The sequence below is a fragment of the Micromonospora sp. NPDC002411 genome (assembly GCF_053592955.1).
Genome location: NZ_JBSFBM010000124.1, coordinates 1 through 17,735 on the forward strand (window position 1 = coordinate 1; position 17,735 = coordinate 17,735).

At 71.8% G+C, this 17,735-nt stretch carries 17 protein-coding genes and 1 riboswitch; of the genes, 11 read left to right on the forward strand and 6 right to left on the reverse strand.

Going from position 1 to position 17,735, the window contains the following annotated elements; translation table 11 throughout:
* Nucleotides 1–551 (reverse strand): DegT/DnrJ/EryC1/StrS family aminotransferase (locus tag ACWCO3_RS16595; RefSeq protein ID WP_450010746.1); only part of this gene is annotated, 551 nt, incomplete at its 3' end.
* 5 nt (nucleotides 552–556) lie between these two features.
* On the reverse strand, nucleotides 557–1,540 hold the full coding sequence (pseB, locus tag ACWCO3_RS16600; RefSeq protein WP_450010727.1) for a UDP-N-acetylglucosamine 4,6-dehydratase (inverting): 984 nt from the start codon (nucleotides 1,538–1,540) through the stop codon (nucleotides 557–559).
* A 364-nt stretch (nucleotides 1,541–1,904) separates the two neighbouring features.
* Between pseB and ACWCO3_RS16605 the strand changes: the two genes are divergently transcribed.
* Nucleotides 1,905–3,641 (forward strand): hypothetical protein, encoded by a 1,737-nt coding sequence (locus tag ACWCO3_RS16605; protein WP_450010729.1) that lies wholly within the window; start codon nucleotides 1,905–1,907, stop codon nucleotides 3,639–3,641.
* 103 nt (nucleotides 3,642–3,744) lie between these two features.
* Here the strand turns inward: ACWCO3_RS16605 and ACWCO3_RS16610 are convergent, their stop codons facing one another.
* Entirely contained in the window at nucleotides 3,745–4,254 is a 510-nt protein-coding gene (locus tag ACWCO3_RS16610; RefSeq protein WP_145784305.1) for a GNAT family N-acetyltransferase, read from the reverse strand.
* Between the two features lie 100 nt (nucleotides 4,255–4,354).
* On the opposite strand from ACWCO3_RS16610, the gene ACWCO3_RS16615 reads away from it, so the two are divergent.
* Genes ACWCO3_RS16615 through ACWCO3_RS16630 form a run of 4 tightly spaced genes read left to right on the forward strand, consistent with a single transcriptional unit; the run spans nucleotide 4,355 to nucleotide 7,067 of the window.
* Nucleotides 4,355–4,606 (forward strand): acyl carrier protein, encoded by a 252-nt coding sequence (locus ACWCO3_RS16615; RefSeq protein WP_145784303.1) that lies wholly within the window; start codon nucleotides 4,355–4,357, stop codon nucleotides 4,604–4,606.
* Entirely contained in the window at nucleotides 4,603–5,868 is a 1,266-nt protein-coding gene (locus tag ACWCO3_RS16620) for an AMP-binding protein (protein ID WP_450010732.1), read from the forward strand. Before ACWCO3_RS16615 ends, ACWCO3_RS16620 begins: the two co-directional genes overlap by 4 nt.
* The gene (locus ACWCO3_RS16625; protein ID WP_145784299.1) at nucleotides 5,861–6,607 is read left to right on the forward strand and encodes an SDR family NAD(P)-dependent oxidoreductase; all 747 of its coding nucleotides are present in this window, start codon (nucleotides 5,861–5,863) and stop codon (nucleotides 6,605–6,607) included. The genes ACWCO3_RS16620 and ACWCO3_RS16625 overlap by 8 nt, the downstream gene beginning before the upstream one ends.
* On the forward strand, nucleotides 6,591–7,067 hold the full coding sequence (locus tag ACWCO3_RS16630; RefSeq protein ID WP_450010734.1) for a hypothetical protein: 477 nt from the start codon (nucleotides 6,591–6,593) through the stop codon (nucleotides 7,065–7,067). Before ACWCO3_RS16625 ends, ACWCO3_RS16630 begins: the two co-directional genes overlap by 17 nt.
* A gap of 347 nt (nucleotides 7,068–7,414) precedes the next feature.
* Here the strand turns inward: ACWCO3_RS16630 and pseI are convergent, their stop codons facing one another.
* Both pseI and ACWCO3_RS16640 read right to left on the reverse strand, forming a co-directional pair.
* Entirely contained in the window at nucleotides 7,415–8,467 is a 1,053-nt protein-coding gene (gene pseI, locus ACWCO3_RS16635) for a pseudaminic acid synthase (RefSeq protein WP_145784297.1), read from the reverse strand.
* A gap of 133 nt (nucleotides 8,468–8,600) precedes the next feature.
* On the reverse strand, nucleotides 8,601–9,776 hold the full coding sequence (locus ACWCO3_RS16640) for a glycosyltransferase family 2 protein (protein ID WP_450010736.1): 1,176 nt from the start codon (nucleotides 9,774–9,776) through the stop codon (nucleotides 8,601–8,603).
* 309 nt (nucleotides 9,777–10,085) lie between these two features.
* On the opposite strand from ACWCO3_RS16640, the gene ACWCO3_RS16645 reads away from it, so the two are divergent.
* The 6 genes from ACWCO3_RS16645 to ACWCO3_RS16670 all read left to right on the forward strand — a co-directional run bounded on the left by ACWCO3_RS16645 (nucleotide 10,086) and on the right by ACWCO3_RS16670 (nucleotide 16,426).
* On the forward strand, nucleotides 10,086–11,279 hold the full coding sequence (locus ACWCO3_RS16645; protein ID WP_145784293.1) for an acyltransferase family protein: 1,194 nt from the start codon (nucleotides 10,086–10,088) through the stop codon (nucleotides 11,277–11,279).
* Between the two features lie 93 nt (nucleotides 11,280–11,372).
* Nucleotides 11,373–11,759 carry a hypothetical protein gene (locus tag ACWCO3_RS16650; RefSeq protein ID WP_145784291.1) on the forward strand — a complete coding sequence of 129 codons (387 nt, stop codon included), beginning with the start codon at nucleotides 11,373–11,375 and terminating at the stop codon, nucleotides 11,757–11,759.
* A 131-nt stretch (nucleotides 11,760–11,890) separates the two neighbouring features.
* On the forward strand, nucleotides 11,891–12,661 hold the full coding sequence (locus ACWCO3_RS16655; RefSeq protein ID WP_145784289.1) for a hypothetical protein: 771 nt from the start codon (nucleotides 11,891–11,893) through the stop codon (nucleotides 12,659–12,661).
* A 285-nt stretch (nucleotides 12,662–12,946) separates the two neighbouring features.
* Nucleotides 12,947–13,088, forward strand: a riboswitch (cyclic di-AMP (ydaO/yuaA leader).
* A gap of 232 nt (nucleotides 13,089–13,320) precedes the next feature.
* A complete protein-coding gene (locus ACWCO3_RS16660) occupies nucleotides 13,321–14,169 on the forward strand; it encodes a C39 family peptidase (RefSeq protein ID WP_354884383.1) in 849 nt (282 codons plus the stop codon).
* A gap of 145 nt (nucleotides 14,170–14,314) precedes the next feature.
* Nucleotides 14,315–15,061, forward strand: coding sequence for an alpha/beta fold hydrolase (locus tag ACWCO3_RS16665; protein WP_450010740.1), 747 nt, complete (start codon nucleotides 14,315–14,317; stop codon nucleotides 15,059–15,061).
* Between the two features lie 60 nt (nucleotides 15,062–15,121).
* Nucleotides 15,122–16,426 (forward strand): hypothetical protein, encoded by a 1,305-nt coding sequence (locus ACWCO3_RS16670; protein WP_450010742.1) that lies wholly within the window; start codon nucleotides 15,122–15,124, stop codon nucleotides 16,424–16,426.
* Between the two features lie 34 nt (nucleotides 16,427–16,460).
* Here the strand turns inward: ACWCO3_RS16670 and ACWCO3_RS16675 are convergent.
* A partial coding sequence (locus ACWCO3_RS16675; protein WP_450010744.1) for a CDP-glycerol glycerophosphotransferase family protein occupies nucleotides 16,461–17,735 on the reverse strand: 1,275 nt, incomplete at its 5' end.

Consider the following 17,735-nt stretch of genomic DNA (forward strand, 5'->3'; position numbering starts at 1 on the left):
GTGGTCAGGTTCTTCGTGGGGAAGAACGAGAAGGTGGTCAGGTCGGCGAGCGAGCCGACCGGTCGCCCGTGGTACGTGCCGCCGATCGAGTGCGCCGCGTCGGCGAGCAACATCGCGTCGGAGCCCACCATCGCCTTCCGCAGGGCGTCGTAGTCGGCGGGGTGGCCGGCGTAGTCGACGGCGGCGACGACCCGGGTACGCGAGGTGACCGCGTCGGCTGCCGCTGCCGGGTCGAGGCAGAAGGTCTCGTCCTCCACGTCGGCGAACACGATCGTCGCGCCGAGGGCGGCGGCGCTGCTGGCCGTCGCCACGAACGTCATCGGCGAGACGACCACCTCGTCACCCGGCCCCACCCCGGCGGCCGCGTACGCCACGTGCAGCGCCGCCGTGCCGTTGGAGACGGTGGTGACGCCCACCCCACCGGTCCATTGGGCGAGGTCGGCCTCGAAGGCGTCCACCTGTGGTCCGGTGGTGAGCCAGTCGCCGCGCAGCACGTCGGCGACGGCGGCGATGTCCTCCTCGGTGACCGACTGCCGGCCGTACGGGAGCATCCCCGTCATGCGGTGATGCCGAGCATGTCGCGCAGTTGCTCGACGGTGAGCCACTCGTCGTTGGTGTCCGACTGGTAGGCGAACCCGTCCGGAACCGGGTCGCAGTCGATCGGCGGCTGGTAACCCCAGGTGGCGATGGTCGGTTGCACGATGAACCGGCCGTCGGCGCGAAGCGTCCGCCGGCTGTCGTCGGGCGCGATCATCTCCTCGTGCAGCTTCTCGCCCGGACGGATGCCGACCTCGTGGGTGGTGGCGTCCGGGGCCACGGCCTCGACCAGGTCGAGGATGCGCATGCTCGGGATGCGCGGCACGAACAGTTCGCCGCCCTGCATCTGGTCGAACGAGTCCATGACGAACTGGACGGCCTGGTCCAGCGTGATCCAGAAGCGGGTCATCCGCTTGTCGGTGATCGGCAGGCTCTTGCCCTCGGCGGCGAGCCGACGGAACAGCGGGACGACCGAGCCGCGGCTGCCCACCACGTTGCCGTAGCGCACCACGGCGAACCGGGTGGGGTGCTGGGCGGCGTAGTGGTTCGCCGAGACGAACAGCTTGTCGCCGACCAGCTTGGTCGCGCCGTACAGGTTGATCGGGCTGGACGCCTTGTCGGTGGAGAGCGCGATGACCTTCCGGACGCCGGCCTCGATCGCCGCGTCGACAACGTGCTGCGAGCCGGTGATGTTGGTGGCGATGTACTCGGAGGGGTTGTACTCCGCGGTGTCCACCTGCTTCAGGGCGGCGGCGTGCACCACGTGGTCGACACCGTGCATGGCCCGGGTGAGGCGGTGCCGGTCCCGGATGTCGCCGATGAACCAGCGCAGCCGCGGGTCGTCGCCCAGTTGCTGACGCAGTTCGTACTGCTTGAGTTCGTCGCGGGAGAACACCACCACGCGGGCGGGGTCGGCCTCGGTGAGGATGTGCTGGAGGAAGGTCCTGCCGAAGGAACCCGTTCCCCCGGTGATCAGAATGGACGATCCATTCAACTCACTCAATTTGGTGCTCCCGTGTTCGTGGATGAACGAGCGGCCCTCGGCCGGCCGACCGGGGTGCGACGCTAACGACGGCGGGTTAACTCCTCGGCGCTCGCCGGTGAACCACGACCCCTGCTCCCGTGAATGCCGGGCACCGCGCAGGCGAACACTTCCGCCCGGCCCGCAACCGGCCTGACCAGTCCGGTTCCGGCCGTTACAGTGGCCGCGCGGGAGACTCGGCAGCCCCCTTCGCAGCCGCTTTCCGCGTTCACCCGACATCCGCACCGCCTGGTGCGGGCGGTTCATCCCGAGCGTCACCGACGCGGGCCCACCTGCCCGCCGAGTCCGTGCGGGCCCGATCCGGCTGGCAATTCTGGAGGCGTTGATGGCATCCGGTAGCGACGTGATCGAACGGCCGGAGGTGGTGGCGGCGACACCCGACACCGCACCCGTTCGGCGCTGGGTGGTGCCGCTGTTGCTGGTCGTCGGTTGGGTGCTCAGCGTCGCCTGGCGGATGTGGTTGTCCCGGCACGTCGTGTTGCCGATCGCGCACACCGACGAGGACAGCTACCTCAACACCGCCCGTGCTCTGGCCGGCGGCCCGGGCGGCTTCAGCAGCGAGAACGATCTGCTGCGTCGGGTCGGCTACCCGATGCTGATCTCGCCGGCGTTCCTCGGGGACCGGGACTTCTCCGACAGCTACCGGATCGTCCAGCTGATCAACGCGATGGTCAACTCGCTGCTGCTGCCGCTGGCGTACCTGCTCGGCCGCCGTCTTCTCCGGCTGCCCCGGTCGTACGCGCTGCTCGGCGCTGTCGCTGCGGCGACCCTGCCGGCCACCGCCTTCTACGCCGGCGTCGCCATGATCGACACGGTGATGGCGCCGCTGGTGGTCGCCTGGCTGCTCGCCGTGCACCGCTGGATCGAACGGCCCGGCCCGCTCGCCGCCGCCACCGTCGGTCTGCTGGTCGGCGGGTTCCACCTGCTGCACTCCCGGGGCCTGGTGATCGTGGCGGTGCACGCCGGGTTGGTCCTGCTGCTGTTCGTCCGCCGTCGGATCAGCCCGCCCGCCGTGCTCGCGGCGCTGCTGCCGGTGCTCGCCATGGCGCTGGTCAACGCGGCCGCCATCCACTATCTCGGCGACAAGGTCTACCTGCTGGGCAGCACCCCCGGAGGTGGCTCGGTCGAGGCGGTCGCCTCCGCGCAGGGCGTGGTCCGGGTCAGTGCGGCCGTCGCCACCCAACTCTGGTACCTCGTGGTGATCACATTCGGGATGGCGGGAGTGGCCTGGGCGTCCGCCGTACGCGAGCTGTGGCGGCCACGGCACGGCGACGCGACCCGTTGGACGATGGGCGTGGCGCTGGTGGTGACCGTCGGGGTCGCCGGCGGAGCGTCGGTGATCCTGGCTGGCATCACCGGTAAGCCGCTGGACGCGATCTACGGCCGCTACGTGCAGATGCTGGCGCCGTTCTGGCTGCTGGTGGGGCTCGGGGTCCTCCTCACCGCCGGCCGCCGGGTGGTCCTGCGTCGGGCGGCGGTCGCGGTGGCCCTCCTGGTCGGCGGCGGCGCCCTGATCGCCGTCCGGCTCGCGTACGTGACCAGCCGGGGTCACCACCTGCGCTACGGCGGTTTCAGCGCACCGGACCTGGTGGCGTTGACAGGTGGGTGGCGGGAGATGCGACCGGTGGTCGGGTCGCTGGTCGGCATCGCCGGCTGTCTGCTCCTGGTCGCCACCGTCCTGGTTCCCCGGCTGCGGATGCCGATGCTCGGCGTGCTCGTCGTGGCCAACCTGGTGACCATGCAGGTGATCGACCAGCGCATCGTGCGGCCCGCCGTCGCGAGCACCGCGCCGACGCCCTCGGTGGCCGACGTCGGTGTACGCCCCGGTGAGCGGGTGTGGGCCTCGACCGGCGTGCACTACGTCCTGCGGTTCAACCTCAGCCACCAGGTCACCTGGACCGACGTTCGCTGGTTCGGCCTGGGGCAGCCGCCGGCCGCGGCGCAGGTGGTGTTCGCCCGCTGGGCGCCCGGCCAGGCCGACGACTGGGACGGCACGTCGTACGGCTTCGTCCGGCTCGGCGGCAACCCGGCGCAGCACTGGGCGGCCTGGCGGCGCGCCTGACCCACCCCGCTCCCGGTGGACATCACCGTTCGTGAACGGCGGATGTCCACCGGGAGCATGGCCGGTTAATGAATTCCGTCGGCCCTGGAAATTTGTGCGGCAATCAGCGTTGGCGGCGGTCGGCCCGGGCCAGGGAAATCGGGATCACCGTGATTTCCCGACCATCGGACAACTCCTGTCGTGGGGTGCCCTCGACGAATCGGAAACGTCGGTTCATCTGTCGTACGACGGTATTGTGACCGAGCACCTCGCCGTCGAGACGGTCCAGGTGCAGCCCGTCGAAGGCGTACTCCACGGCCTCCCGCATGACCCCCAGCCAGGCGGGCAGCGTCTCGCCCCGCCCATCCAGCCCGTCGGCGTCCAGGTAGAAGCCCCACGCTCCCGTCCGAGGGCCCTCCAGCCGCAGGTCGAAGAAGGTGACCACCCCGCAGGGACGGTCGTCTCGGACGTACACCAGAACCCGCCGGGACGGGTCGTCCCGGACCGCCGACCACCACCGGGCGTGCTCCTCGGCGGTGATCTCGTGACTGGTTTTGCTGACCTGACGGTTGGTTTCCTGATTACGCCAGGACAACATCAGGTGAACGTCGTCCGCTGTCGCTTCGCGCAGCACGTGCGTCTCGCTTTCTTATCTGTTCACGTCCGGTCTCGGCACCCTACCCGGGCCCACCGGCAAATCAGATATGCATTCGTTGGGTTGTAGACTCCGGCGCATGAACGAATTGAGTCGCGCGCAGATTCGCGACCTCATGGCTCAGGTGCTCGAGAACCAGGACAAGGAGCTGCCCACTGACGACGCGGCGCAGTTGCGGGAGATCGGGTTCCGGTCGCTGGACTTCTCCGAGCTGGCCCTGCGGGTGGAGGACGAGACGGGGGAGGAGCTCAACTTCGACGCACCCGGCCTGCGCCGCATCGCCACCGTCGGGGACGTTCTCGACTTCCTCGTCGAGCTTCAGCACCAGTGACCGTCGCGACGGCGGGCCACCGGACACCGGCGGGCCCGGAGCAGGCGGGCGTCGACAACCGGCTCGTCGTCGGCGGCGCCACGCTGACCTGGCGCACGCTGCCGCTGCCGGTCCTCCCCGACCCCAGCGCGGTGCTCGCCCACTCCGCAGTGCACGCGCTCACCGCCGCCCGGCAGCACGCCGTGTACGGCACCGAGCTGCTGCTCAGCACCGCGAGTCGGGTTGACGCGGCAATGCGTGTCGAACTGCTCGACGCCGGGTTCACCGTCAGCGTCCTCGACGACGACGGAGCGCACCCGAGTGTCCCGCCCCGGCGGCGAGCCGCCGAACCCGGCCGGCTCTGGCTGCTGACCTCGGGTTCGACCGGGCGTCCCAAGCGGGTCGGGCACACCCTCGACACGTTGACCACAGTGCGGGCCGACCAGCCCGATCGGACGTGGCTCTGCCCGTACGCCCCCGGCACGTACGCCTGGTGGCAGGTCGTCACCCTGTCGTTGACCCAACCCGGCCAACACCTGGTGGTGGTCGAGCCCGACGAGCTGGACGACTGGCCCACTGTCGCTGCCACGCACGGCGTCGACGCCGCCTCCGGCACCCCCACCTTCTGGCGTCGCACCCTCTACCGCGACGCCGCCGCGTTGGCCCGGGTGCCGTTGCGCCAGATCACCCTCGGTGGCGAGCCGGTGGACCAGGCCATCCTGGACCAGCTCCGGGACATCTTCCCCGCCGCCCGGATCTCCTGGATCTACGCGTCCTCCGAGGTGGGGGCGTCCATCGTGGTGCACGACGGGCGGGCCGGATTCCCGGTCGACTGGCTGGACCGGGAGACCCCGGGCCGCCCGACGCTCTCGGTGGTGGACGACGAGTTGGTGGTCACCTCCCCGTTCCACGGGGCGGGACTGGCCGGCCCGGTCCGCACCGGGGACCGGGTGCAGGTGCGCGACGACCGGGTGCTGATCACCGGTCGTTTGGACTCCGACGAGATCAACGTCGGGGGCAGCAAGGTCTCCGCCGGCGTGGTCCGTGGTGTGCTGGCCGAGCACCCGGCGGTGGCCTGGGCCCGCGTCACCGGCCGCCGCGCGCCGGTGCTCGGCCGGATGGTGGTCGCCGAGGTGGTCCTTGCTCCCACCAAGCACCTGGACACCGCCGAAGCCGCGCTGGTCCGCTGGTGCGCCGACCGGCTTCCCGAGTACGCGGTGCCACGCCGGATCCGCGTGCTGACCGAGATTCCCGTCAAGGAGAGCCTGAAGAGCGATGTCTGACACCCAGCTCGTCCCACCCAGCTCCGTGGTCCTCGTCTCCGGCGGCTCGCGGGGGCTCGGCCTGGCCATCGTCACCGACCTGCTCGATGCCGGCGTACGGGTTGCCGCCTTCGCCCGTACCGTCACCCCGGAGCTGGAGAAGCTCGCCGCCGAGCACCCCGACCGGGTGCACGTCGGCTCGGTGGACGTCACCGACCTGCGCGCCGCGCAGGGCTTCGTCCGTGCGGCGGAAGAGCGGCTCGGCCCGATCGACGGCATCGTCAACAACGCCGCGATGGGGCAGGACTCGCTGCACGCGCACACCGCCACCGACGACATCGCCCGGATCATCGAGACCAACCTGACCGCCCCGCTGCAACTGACCCGGCTGGTGATTCGCCGGATGCTCGCCAAGGGACTACGCGGACGGATCGTCAACATCACCTCGATCTGCGGGCAGCGCGGTTTTCCTGGGCTGGTCGCGTACTCGGCCACCAAGGGCGGCATGGACGCCGCCACCCGCTCGCTGGCGCGGGAGCTGGGCGGCCGGATGCTGGTGAACTCGGTCGCACCCGGCTTCTTCGCCTCGGAGATGTCCGCAGTGCTCGGCCCGACTCAGCTCGACCAGATCGTGCGCCGCACGCCGACGGGCCATCTGACCGAGCCGGAGGAGGTCACTCCAGTGGTACGGATGTTGCTGCGCGAGCACACCAACATCAACGGCCAGGTCATCGTGGTGGACGGTGCCGCCGCCATCTGACCTGGACCGGCCGGCCCGGCCCCGCCCGGTGCCGGGCCTGCTGGCCGCCGCGGAGCGGCACCTGCGCGTCGGCGTCCCCGCCGACCTGACCGACGCGGTGACCCGCAGTCACCTCGACGACGGCCGTTGCGTCGGCTGGTACGGCCCGACGACGCCGGGGTGGCGGGTGGCGATCGACGCGGAACGAGCGGACGCGCCGGTGCCTCCCGCGCTGGGACGCCGGTTCGGGGTGCAGGACTTCTGGGCGCGGTGGACCCGTGCCGAGTGCTGCTGCAAGTTGGCCGACGTCCCGGTGGCGGCCTGGTGGCGTCTCCACGGCCTGGGTACGCCGGCCGACGGGTCGGCGGTCTGGCGCACCCTGCGGGTGGCCGACCTGGTGGTAACCGTCGGCTTCGCCCCCGCATCCGGCCCCGTGCCCCTGCCCGCCTCCGTGGCTGGCTCGCGCCGCCTGGACCGCTAGGTGACGACTCGCCGCCACGACCGCTGCGTGGCGACGTGCCGCTGCGTGGCGACGTGCCGCCGCGTGTGACGGCCGGCCTGCCGTTGGTACCGGCGGTGCCTGTAGAGCTGCCCCACAGGTGGGGCAGGCGCGCGGGCCTCGTGGGTCGTCGTAGCCCTGAGGCGACGGAGTTTGATCCTGGTTGCCGGTGGGAGCAGCGTTGCCGGCCCCATATTCGGGGCAGCTCTACAGGCACCCAGCCCAGTCCCACCAGGCCGGACCGCACCCGCTCGCCTCCGCCCCACCGGGGCCGGGCTGCGCCCGTTGCTCAGCCCAGCCCGCGTCCACAGCCCAGCCCGTGTCGACGGTCAGATCAGGTCCCAGCTCAGCGGGGTGCCGCGTGAGACGTCGGTGGTGAAGGTGCGACCCAGGACCCGGTCGATCTCCACCGGAGCCAGCCCGCCGGCCGGTCGGATCGACCTGACATTGTGGATGGTCACCGGGTCGCCGGCCCGCACGTCCTCGACCACGAACAGCGAACGGCGGAACCGCAGCCCCTCCCGCTCGGCCGGGGTCGGGCCGATCGCGGTGCCACCCATGGCCGCGTACGCGCGACCGGACTCGGCCACCAGGGCCGTCAGCTCCGCCGGGTTCAGGGAGAAGTCCGAGTCCACGCCGCCGTCCGCCCGGTCCAGCGTGACGTGCTTCTCGATGAAGCAGGCGCCGAGCGCCACCGAGGCGACCGCCACCCCGATGCCGGGCGTGTGGTCGGACAGCCCGACCGGCACGTCGAACGCGCCGGCCAGCACCGGAATGCGCCGCAGGTTGCTGTCGGCCGGCGGCGCCGGGTAGGAGGCGGTGCAGGCCAGCAGGACGATGCCCGCCGCGCCACCGTCCCGCGCGGTCCGCACCGCGGCGTCGATCTCGGCGACCGTCGCCATGCCCGTGGAGATCACCATCGGCTTGCCCGTGCTCGCCACGAGCCGGATCAGCGGCAGGTCGACCAACTCCGAAGAAGCGATCTTGTACGCGGGCGCGTCCAGCGACTCCAGCAGCTCCACGGCTGTCGCGTCGAACGGCGACGAGAACACGGTCAGGCCACGCTCGCGAGCCCGCTCGAAGATCGGGGCGTGCCATTCGTACGGGGTGTGCGCCCGCTCGTAGAGGCGGTACAGGTTCTCCCCGCCCCACAACTCGTGCCCGCTGGAGATCCGGAACGCCGGGGTGTCGACGTCGATCGTGATGGTGTCCGGCCGGTACGTCTGGAGCTTGAGCGCGTGCGCCCCGCTCTCGGCCACCGCGTCGACGATGGCCAGCGCCCGGTTCAGATCTCCGTTGTGGTTGCCGGACATCTCGGCGACCACGAACGGTCGTTCCCCGGCACCGACCGCGTGCGGTCCGATCTTGATTGTCGCCGTCATTCCGACCTCTGCTCAGGTACACCCGCACCGGTGTGCGGTGGTGCTGTCGTCGTCCGCCCGGCGGGTGGACGACCTGGAAAACCAGGGCGCCGGGAGCCGGCCCGGCTCCCGGCGTGCGGTGCGGTGGCGGCGTTCACGGCAGGCGGCTCCCGGCCAGCGCATCGCGCCGCTGCGTGGTCGTGACGACCTCGTCGTCGCCTGTCGTCGCGGTGCCCGCCCCTCGACCCGGGTCGTCGTCGGCGGTGACCGAGTCGGAACCAGCGTCGACGCCGCCCACTGGGCCCTGGCGACGCAGGCGGCCGGCGACCCGGTGCGCCTGGCGCAGAGCCGAGTACGCCAGCCAGTCGCCGCGCCCCACAAGGCGGTGTTTGAGCCCGGTCACTCCGGGCGGTAGCGGATATCCACCGGTGGGCAGGTACCGGCGGTAGTGCTCGGCGGCCCGGTGGAAGAAGTCCCGCCGCAGGTGTGGGTGTAGCCGGCCGTCGTTGCCCACCACCACCAGATAGTGGTTGATCATCAGTTGGAACAGTTCGGCCTGCAACCGCTCGTCCGGGTGCTTGCGGGCGACCCAGTCCAACAGCCGCTCGTACTGGGCGAACGCGTCGAAGTGCCGGCCGCTGCGGGTGGAGGTGATCGCGCCGTGCCGGCCCTGCCGGTACAGGTAGCAGACCCGGTCCAGTACGGAGATCTTCTCGGCGCCGATCAGCAGGGGGTGGCTGAACGGGATGTCCTCGTACCAGCCGGGGAAGAAGCGCAGCTCCAACTGGTCCAGGAAGTCTCGCCGGACCACCTTGTTCCAGGCGGTGTGCTGCACCCGCAGCAGCTGCGGCTGGTCGTCGAGGCGTGTCACGCCGGGGATGCCGCGTAGCAGGTGACTGCTCGCGTCGACCTCCCGACGACCGTCCTCGTGCACCCGCAGGTGGTCCAGCATCAGCACGTCGGGCTGGTGCTGGCGCAGCCGGTCCAGCACCGCGGGGATCGTTCCCGGTGGCAACCAGTCGTCGCTGTCGACGAACCAGACGTACCGGCCGGTGGCCACGTCGAGCCCGGCGTTGCGGGCCAGGCCCAGGCCCACGTTGCTGCTCAGGTGCACGACGCGGACACCGTCGCGGCCGGCGGCGTAGGAGCGGAGCATGTCGCCGCAGCCATCCGGGGAGGCGTCGTCGACGGCGATCATCTCGACCGCGTCCGACTCGTCCGCCGGGATGTCGGCCCGGATCGACTCCAGGCACTGGTACAGGTATGCCTCGACGCCGTACACGGGCACGACGATGCTCAGCAGCGGTGCGTGCGTCGGCTCATTGACCACGCCCGCCACCTTTGACGGTCAGGGTGGCCGAACCCGGAACCTGACGTGACCGCCGATGGTGGAGTCCCTGAACTCCCCCCGAGCGGGAGGTTAACGGCGGCAGGCCCGCAGTCCACCAATCCGGCGACCGTGGCGTGCCCGTACCGCCGTCGGCGGGTGGGACACGTCCGGTTCACCCGAGAGTGACCCGGTAGGGTGCCTCGGTGCGGCCCTGCCGGGCCGTCGCGGGCGTCGCCGTCGCGTCGTCCGACGCCGCGCCGAGGAGGATACGGACGTGCTGGTGACCCTGCCGATCTTCAGGATCCCGGCATGACCAGCGCCGCTGCGGTGTCGACCGCACGGCCCGCCGTCACGCCCGCCCGGCTGCCCTCGCTGACAGGGCTGCGCTGGATCGCCGCGTTACTGGTCTTCGGCTTCCACGCCGGCACCATGCGGATCATCGCCGAACCGGACTACAAGGCGGTGGTCGACGCGCTGTTCACGCTCGGCCTGTCCGGGGTGCAGTTCTTCTTCATCCTCAGCGGTTTCGTGCTGGTCTGGTCGGCCCGCGTCGGCGACTCCCGGCGCACCTTCTGGCGGCGTCGAGTTGCCAAGATCTACCCGAACCACGTCGTGCTGTGGGGTGCGGCCCTGCTGGTCGCCTGGTGGTTCGCCGATCCGGTCCTGCCGGCGGTCGCGTTGGAGAACCTGCTGCTGTTGCAGGCGTGGGACCCCCGGATGGGCTGGTTCTACAGCGTCAACACGGTGAGCTGGTCGCTCTCCTGCGAGTTCTTCTTCTACCTGTGCCTGCCCCTGGCGCTGCCGCTGCTACGCCGGGCCAGCCCGAAGCTGCTCTGGGTGCTGATCGTCGCGCTGCCGCTGCTGATCCTCGCGCTCTGGCCGGCCCAGCAGTTGGTGCCGGAGGTGAGCCGGTGGTGGTTCACCCAGATCTTCCCGCCCGTACGGTCGCTCGAGTTCTGGTTGGGCGCCGTCGCGGCCGAGCTGATGCGGCGGGGTCTCTGGCGCGGCCCGGGGCTCACCGTCGCCAGCCTGGTCTTCGTGGGCACCTGGGTGGCGGCCGCTCAGTGGATCCGCGCGGAGCTGTGGACGACGCTGCTCGCCGTCGCGTACCTGCTGGTGATCACCGCCGCCGCGGACGCCGACGTGCGGGACAAGCGCTCCCCGTGGCGGTCCCGGCCGCTGGTCTGGCTCGGGGAGGTCTCCTTCGCCTTCTACCTGGTCCACGTCCTGGTGATGACGAGCGTGCTGCGGTGGAGCGGTGACTGGGGGACCGGGTTCACGGGCTGGCGCGGGCCGGCCGTGGTGCTCGGCTTCCTGGCGGTGAACCTGGTCCTCGCCGGGCTGCTGCACCGCTTCGTGGAGACGCCGATGATGCGTCGACTCGCACCGCGCCGCCCAGCTCGTCCGGCGTCCGTCCCCCGCCAACGCGCGGGCGGTCCCGACGCCGCCGGGGAGAGCGGGCAGCAGACCAACGGTCGATCAACGTACGCCGACTCGCGCTGACACCGTCCACCCTGCTCAGTGGGGTTCGGCGCGGCGTGCGACGACACGCCCGTGGTCGGTGCGTCGAGGTCGGCACGACGGTAGCGTGAGGTCGTGCTTCCGGTCGCGTTCACCTGTCCGCTGTGGTGGGTGGCGCGCTGGGCGACGCGGGTGCTGACCAGCCTCGCCGTCGTCGCGGCCCTGGCGCTCGGCGCGGGCCCGGCCTCGGCCGCTGTGCCAACTCCGTTCGCCCTCGGCGCACTCCCGGCGACCTGCCCGTCCACCTCCGCGCAGGGGGCGGTGCACGAGGCGCAGGCGACGACCGAGGAGCCCGTCGAGGAATTCTCCTCGGCGTGGTCGGTCGACCCGCAATCGGCTCCGCCCGGCGACCAGGCCACTGCCCGGACCGGCCCGCTGCCGGTGCGCGCGGCCGGGTCCGACCGGCTGCCCCTGGTCCACGGCCCGAGCAGCCGGGCACCCCGGGCGCCACCCGGGCGCTGAGTCACCGGGACGAGCGTCCCGCCCGCCGCGCCTGTCGACCCACCAGCTCCGCGCCCCACCGGCCCGTGCTCCGCCCTGGCCCGGTGGCGGTGGGGCTCCCCATCGCATCGCTCTCTCCCGAGGTGCCGACCATGGAGACCGCCGTCTTCTACCAGTTCGTGACCGAGGTGCCGCAGGCCGCCGCCATCTGGTCCACCCTGTTCCTGCTGGCCCTGGGCGTACTCGCCCTGCTGGTGGCCCGCCCCGAGCGGGACACACCCTCGGACGACCCGCGCACGGCCGCCCCCACCGCTCGTGAGGTGGCCGCCGCCGAGGCTGCCGACCTGCGCCGGTACGCCGAGGAGGTAGCGGTCGCCGCGACCGGCGCGGCCAGGACCGCGCAGCGGCGACGTGCTGACTGGCTGACCGCTCAGGAGGAGATGGAGCGGGCCTGGTGCGCCTATGACGAGGCGGACACCGCCGCCCGTCGCTTCGCGGGCGCCGAGGCGCTGCCCACCCCGCAGACCCCCCGCACCCCGGCCGAGTACGCCGCCCGCGAGCGCTACCTGCACCGGGCCGCGATGACGGCGTACTGGCGGGGTGACCTGAGCATGGCGCAGCTCGGCGACGTGTTCGCGCACCGGCGCGGCTGGGATCCCCGGCGGCACCCGGTCGAGCAGGAGGTGCTGTTCAGCCGGACGATCCGGGACGCCAGGCTGGCCGACTACCAGGCCGCCGCATCCCGGGAGCGTGCTGCCTGGCGGGACGCGGAACTGGCTGCCGACTCAGCGCGAGCCCTCGCAGCGGAGACCTGCGCGGCGGCGGCCCGGCTGCGACCGAACCCGCTACCCGCGCGCCGGGCGGTGACCGGTGTGTTCCGACCCGCTGTCGTGGCGCGGTGGCGGCCGGCGCGGGCGAGTTGAGCCCGATCCGTGACGTGAGCCGGCTCACGCCGACCGAGAATCGGGCGTCCGGCGCGATCGGCACGATTCTTCCGGTGAATCTGGTCGCATTCTCGGCGGCCTGTCCGGTTGTCGCCCGTAGGCGTCACCGTAACCGCTTGTCCCATCGAGTCACGTCAGCGGCAATACGCGCAGAAATTGCTACGCTATTTCAGGTTTACGCAGGTGGAGCTGGCTTGGCAGGGGTGCGGACGGGCCAGTACTGTCGTCCCGTCCGGTGCGGTAACCGATCGCAAGAGGCGACGCCGCGCCGACCCGCTCAATCGTGATGAACGAACCGGGGACCCACCAGTAAGTCCGGGGTGAATCCGCGAGCCACAGCCCGCGGTAGGGCGATCTTCCCGCCCGAATCCGTCAGCTAACCCGGTAGGCGGTGTCGGAAGGAGTTCCATCCTCGTGCAGCACCTTTCCACCCCTCGGTTGTTCCCTCGCCTCCACGGCGCAGCGGTGCCCCCGCTCATTCGTCCAGTGACGGTGAGCTGACCCCCGGGTCATCGCCTCACCGCCCGGCCACGCCGGGCGTTCCCCTGAGCGGTTCACCATCCGCGGACCACGGTCCGCGCGCTGGCGCCTGCCCGGATACCGGTCCGGTCGCCGGTGTGCCGCTCTCCCCCCGATCCGTGGAGGACCCCGTGAAGCACACCCTGCAGCGTCAGCTCCGCCGTTTCGCCACCGAGCGCCCGTACCAGATCGTTGCCGCCTCCGCCGCGGCCCTCGCGATCGCCACCACCACCGGCGCCCTGCTCACCACCGCCGACGACGCACCCGCCGGCCAGCGCACCGCGACCACCGTCGCCGAGATGCGCAGCGACGTTGCCGCCTCCCGCGGCGAGGTGCGTGAGGCGTCCCCGTCGGCCAGCGCCGCGCCGAGCACCGCCGCCCCGGCCACCAGCGCCGCGTCGCCGGCGGCCAAGGCGAAGGCCAACCCCGACCTCACCCGTAAGCCGACGCCGCCGAAGCCACCCGCGACCAAGGTGCTGGACTACGACTACGAGGCGCAGAACACGTACTACAACTGCGGCCCGGCGGCCACCCGGAACGCCCTCAGCGCCACCGGTATCGACCGCACCCAGGAGGAGCTCGGCGCCGAGCTGGGCACCACCGAGATGGGCACCAACTCGGCCGAGGACACCACCCGCGTCCTCAACGCCGAGGTGAAGGGTTCCCCGTACCGGACTCGGATGTTCGCCGGCGCCCCCAGCCCGGCCCAGATGGACCGGCTCCAGGCCGACGTCGTCAAGGCCATCACCGACGGCCGTGGCGTGGTCGCGAACGTCGTCGGCGACGCCGTCGACACCAACGGCGGTTACCACTCCTACGGCGGCGGGCACTACATCGCCGTCGTGGGTTACAAGGACAACGGCCGCACCGTGCGGATCGCCGACTCGGCCAACGCGGCCGACCCGTCGTACTGGATCACCACCATCGACCTGGCCAACTGGATCGCCAGCCGGGGCTACTCCGCCTGACCCAGGCACGCTGACCGCCGCGGGCGTCGTCCCCCACAAGGGGGCGGCGCCCGCGGCGTTTTTCGTCGGTGCCGTCAGCGTCGCGCGGGAGGCGGCGTGGATGACGACTCTCGTACCGGGCCGTGAACCGTGGGAGACTGCGGCCGTGGTGGATGAATCGGGTGGTCAAGCCGGTCGCGGGCGGGTCCTGCTGCTCCTGCACGGAATGGGCACGACCGGGGACGTCTGGTTGCCGTGGGCGCCGCTGCTGGAGCAGCGCTGGGCGGGGCGGTGGCTGGCACCGGACCTCGCCGGCCACGGCTGGGCGGAGCCGCTGCCGTCGTACACCTTTGCGGGGTTCGCCGACCGGATAGCGCGCGGCCTGGCGCTCGGCGACCGGCTCGTCGTGCTCGGGCACTCGCTGGGCGGGGTGGTCGGCCTCGCGCTGGCCGCGAACGCCGCCGGGGCGCCCGTGGACGCCGTGGTCGGGCTGGGCATCAAGGCCGTCTGGTCACCCGACGAGCTGGCCCGCGCCGCCGGCCTCGCCGCCCGTCCGGTCAGCTGGTTCGCCACCCGCGCCGAGGCGGCACGCCGCTACCTTCGGGTGTCCGGCCTGGCCGGCCTGGTCCCGCCGGACCATCCGGTGGTGGACGCCGGCCTGCGTCAGGTCGACGGCCGGTGGCGTCTCGCCATGGACCCGACCGCGTTCGCCGTCGGCGAGCCCGACCTGGCCGCGCTGCTGGCGGCGACCGACGCGCCGGTCGTGCTGGCGCGCGGGGAACACGACCCGATGGTCAGCGACGAACAACTCAAGGAGTACGGGGTGCCGGTCGCCACGCTGCCCGGTCTCGGCCACAATGCGCACGTGGAGGACCCGGCGGCCGTGCTGGCGCTGCTCGACCCGTATCGCTGAGCGGTCCCGAGCGGAAATATCGGTCGTGCGACCGGGCTCCCGACGCCTACATTCGCCCGGATGCCTGCCGTTGATCCGTCCCTTGTGGTCAGCGTGAGCCTGAATGTCGTCGACTCTCGACTCGACGATGCCGCGCGTCGGTGCCGATCCCTGGTCGCCTCGCTCGGCGCGGTGGGTCTGGTGGCGTCCCGCACCGAAGCGGACCATCCCCGCGACGGGGTGAACGTCGACCTGACGCTGATGCCGTCCGTCCCGTCCGCTCCGGGCGCTGAGGCGGTCCGTCACCTGGCCGCGCCCCTGCTGACGCGCTTCCGGTGGAGCCGTGGCGATCTCGAGGTGGACGAATCGGCGGCCGGTCACCCGACGGGTTTCGCCGCCGGTCGGGAGCGGACGACCGACGGCGTGACGCCGATCTGCGTGTCCATCTGCGCGGCCGCCGACACCGAAGGCGAGTGGTGGGACCCGCCGGAGTGGCTGCCCGCCGACGAATCCGTCGTTCCTGTCCGGCGACGGGTCAGGCGGCTGCCGGCTGCGGCGTCCGACGACGACGTCGTGGCCCGGGTGCACGCCCGGCTGACCGCCCCCGATCTCGACACGGCTCTGGTCCGCTGCCTTCCGCTGCTCGGGCGGCCGGACGTGTGGTCCGTCGACCTGCGACAGATGGCGACCGACGACGGCGTCTGGAGTCTGGCCCTGCTCCTGGTGCTGCCTATGGTCGACGTGTCACCGCAGGCTCCCTTCGGGACCGCTGTGGACGCCCTGGCCGCCGAGTTCGGATCGCCGTCGGGGCACCTACGCAGGTCACCGTTTGGAACGTGGATGGTGGCGGCGATGGAGACGACCCGGCCGCTCAGCGACGCGCCGGCGGTCGAGGCGTTGTACGTGCGGACCGGAATCGACCCGTTCGACCCGGGGCCGGTCGACCGGCCGGTGGAGATCCGGGAGATGGTGCTCCGAGGCCAGGACGAGGACGGTCCGGACGAGGCCGAGTTGATACGCGCGATCGAGGAGGCGTTGCGAGACGCCGTACGTGTCCTGCTGGTGGTCGACGTCACCGGCCCGGTTGCGGACGCCAGGGCCGTGGTCCGGGGCCTCGTTCGGATCGAGGACGATGACATCGACTCGACCACCACCGAGATCCTGGCTGACGGACGGCTGCGGATCGTCGCGCACCTCGGGGCCACGTTGCTGACGGCGGAGGAGATCGTGGAGGTCGTTGTCGCATCGACGGATCTTCAGCCCTGGGTGCGATCGGTCCCCGAGTCGGCCGACGGTCTCGCGACCGCCGAATGGCGTGCGCCGGCCGACACTCGCGGGGTCGTCCGGGTCGAGGTCACGGCAGGGTACCGGCTCGGGCTCAGCTAGCTGTCAGCCATCCTTCCCGGCCCGACAGCCCGGGTCAGGCGAGAGGGGAGAGCTGCGGCGACCGCTCGGCCGCGGTGTCCGGTGCCGACGTCAGCTCGCGGCGGGCGGCGCTCAGGAAGGCGTCGGCGTACGACTCGGCGGGGAAGTCGCCCAGGTAGCGGCGACGGGTGGCCCACCGCGCCTCGGCCAGCGGGTCGGTGTCCAGCAGGTCGGTCAGCACCTCGTCCACGTTGGACATGTCGCGGCGCAGCACGTACCCCGAACCGGCCAGCGGGAAGCGCTCCACGAACCGGTCGCCCTCGCCACCCATGTCGGTCACCGCGTACGGCTTGCCGGAGTAGAGGTAGTCCGAGATCACCCCGGACACGTCGGAGACCAGCGCGTCGGACGAGTTGACGCACTCGGTCAGGCTCAGCTCCCGGGCCGCCGACCCGAACACGTGCTGCCGGCCGGTGCGCGCCCGATCGGCCGTCAGCAGCTCGGTCAGCCGGCCCAACTGGCGTGCCGACGCCGGGGTCTGCGTCGTGTACGGGTGGGCCCGCAGGATCACTGTCGCGCCGCGCTCCAGCAGCCGCCGCAGCAGTTGCTCGGCCACCGGCAGCGAGCAGTAGTCGGCGTCGGCGTGGTGCCCGGTCCAGGTGGGGGTGTAGAGCACAGTGGGGTGGGCCAGGCCCCGCGCCGGCTCCTGGCGTACCTGGATCGACTCGACCTGTGGGCGGCCGACCACCACGAACTTGTCGGCAGGAATCTGCACCCCGGCGCGGGCGTACCTGTCGATCGCTGCCGGCCCGGCCACGAAGATCCGGTCGAAGATCCCGGACACCGGGTTGGCGCTCGGTGCCTTGTCGCTGTCGCCGTGGTGCAACTGCACGTGGGTGAGCTGGGTGAAGCGGATGCAGTGGCTGTTCTTCGCCCCGTGGTTGACGTAGAACGCGGCCCGCAGGCTCGGCACCAGCGCCTCGTCCATGGCCCGCAGGGTCGGGCAGTAGACGACCGGAGCGTCGGTGGCCGCGGCGATCGGTGCCAGGAACTCCGGCTCGCGCAGCATGACCAGGAACGGGCGGCCGATCCGCTCCAGGTACGGCAGCCACATGGTGACCTGGTATTCGGAGCCGGGCGGAGCGGAGAAGTAGAGCACGAACTCCGGCTGGTGCCGACGCAGCGCGCGGCCCACCGCGCCACCGCCGGCGGCCGGCCGGAACCGCCGCCGGGCCAGGTCCAGTGCGACAGCCCCGACGATCAGGTCGAGCCGGAACCGACCGAGGAACAGTTCCTTGCCGAAGCTGGGTCGGTCCCAGGTGGACTCGCG

What these genes read in the sequence shown, in the direction of transcription:
- ACWCO3_RS16605 (WP_450010729.1), top strand. Translation starts at nt 1,905, where the DNA reads ATGGCATCCGGTAGCGACGTGATCGAACGGCCGGAGGTGGTGGCGGCG.
- ACWCO3_RS16615 (WP_145784303.1), top strand. Translation starts at nt 4,355, where the DNA reads ATGAACGAATTGAGTCGCGCGCAGATTCGCGACCTCATGGCTCAGGTG.
- ACWCO3_RS16625 (WP_145784299.1), top strand. Translation starts at nt 5,861, where the DNA reads ATGTCTGACACCCAGCTCGTCCCACCCAGCTCCGTGGTCCTCGTCTCC.
- pseI (WP_145784297.1), bottom strand. Translation starts at nt 8,467, where the DNA reads ATGACGGCGACAATCAAGATCGGACCGCACGCGGTCGGTGCCGGGGAA.
- ACWCO3_RS16645 (WP_145784293.1), top strand. Translation starts at nt 10,086, where the DNA reads ATGACCAGCGCCGCTGCGGTGTCGACCGCACGGCCCGCCGTCACGCCC.
- ACWCO3_RS16655 (WP_145784289.1), top strand. Translation starts at nt 11,891, where the DNA reads ATGGAGACCGCCGTCTTCTACCAGTTCGTGACCGAGGTGCCGCAGGCC.
- ACWCO3_RS16670 (WP_450010742.1), top strand. Translation starts at nt 15,122, where the DNA reads ATGCCTGCCGTTGATCCGTCCCTTGTGGTCAGCGTGAGCCTGAATGTC.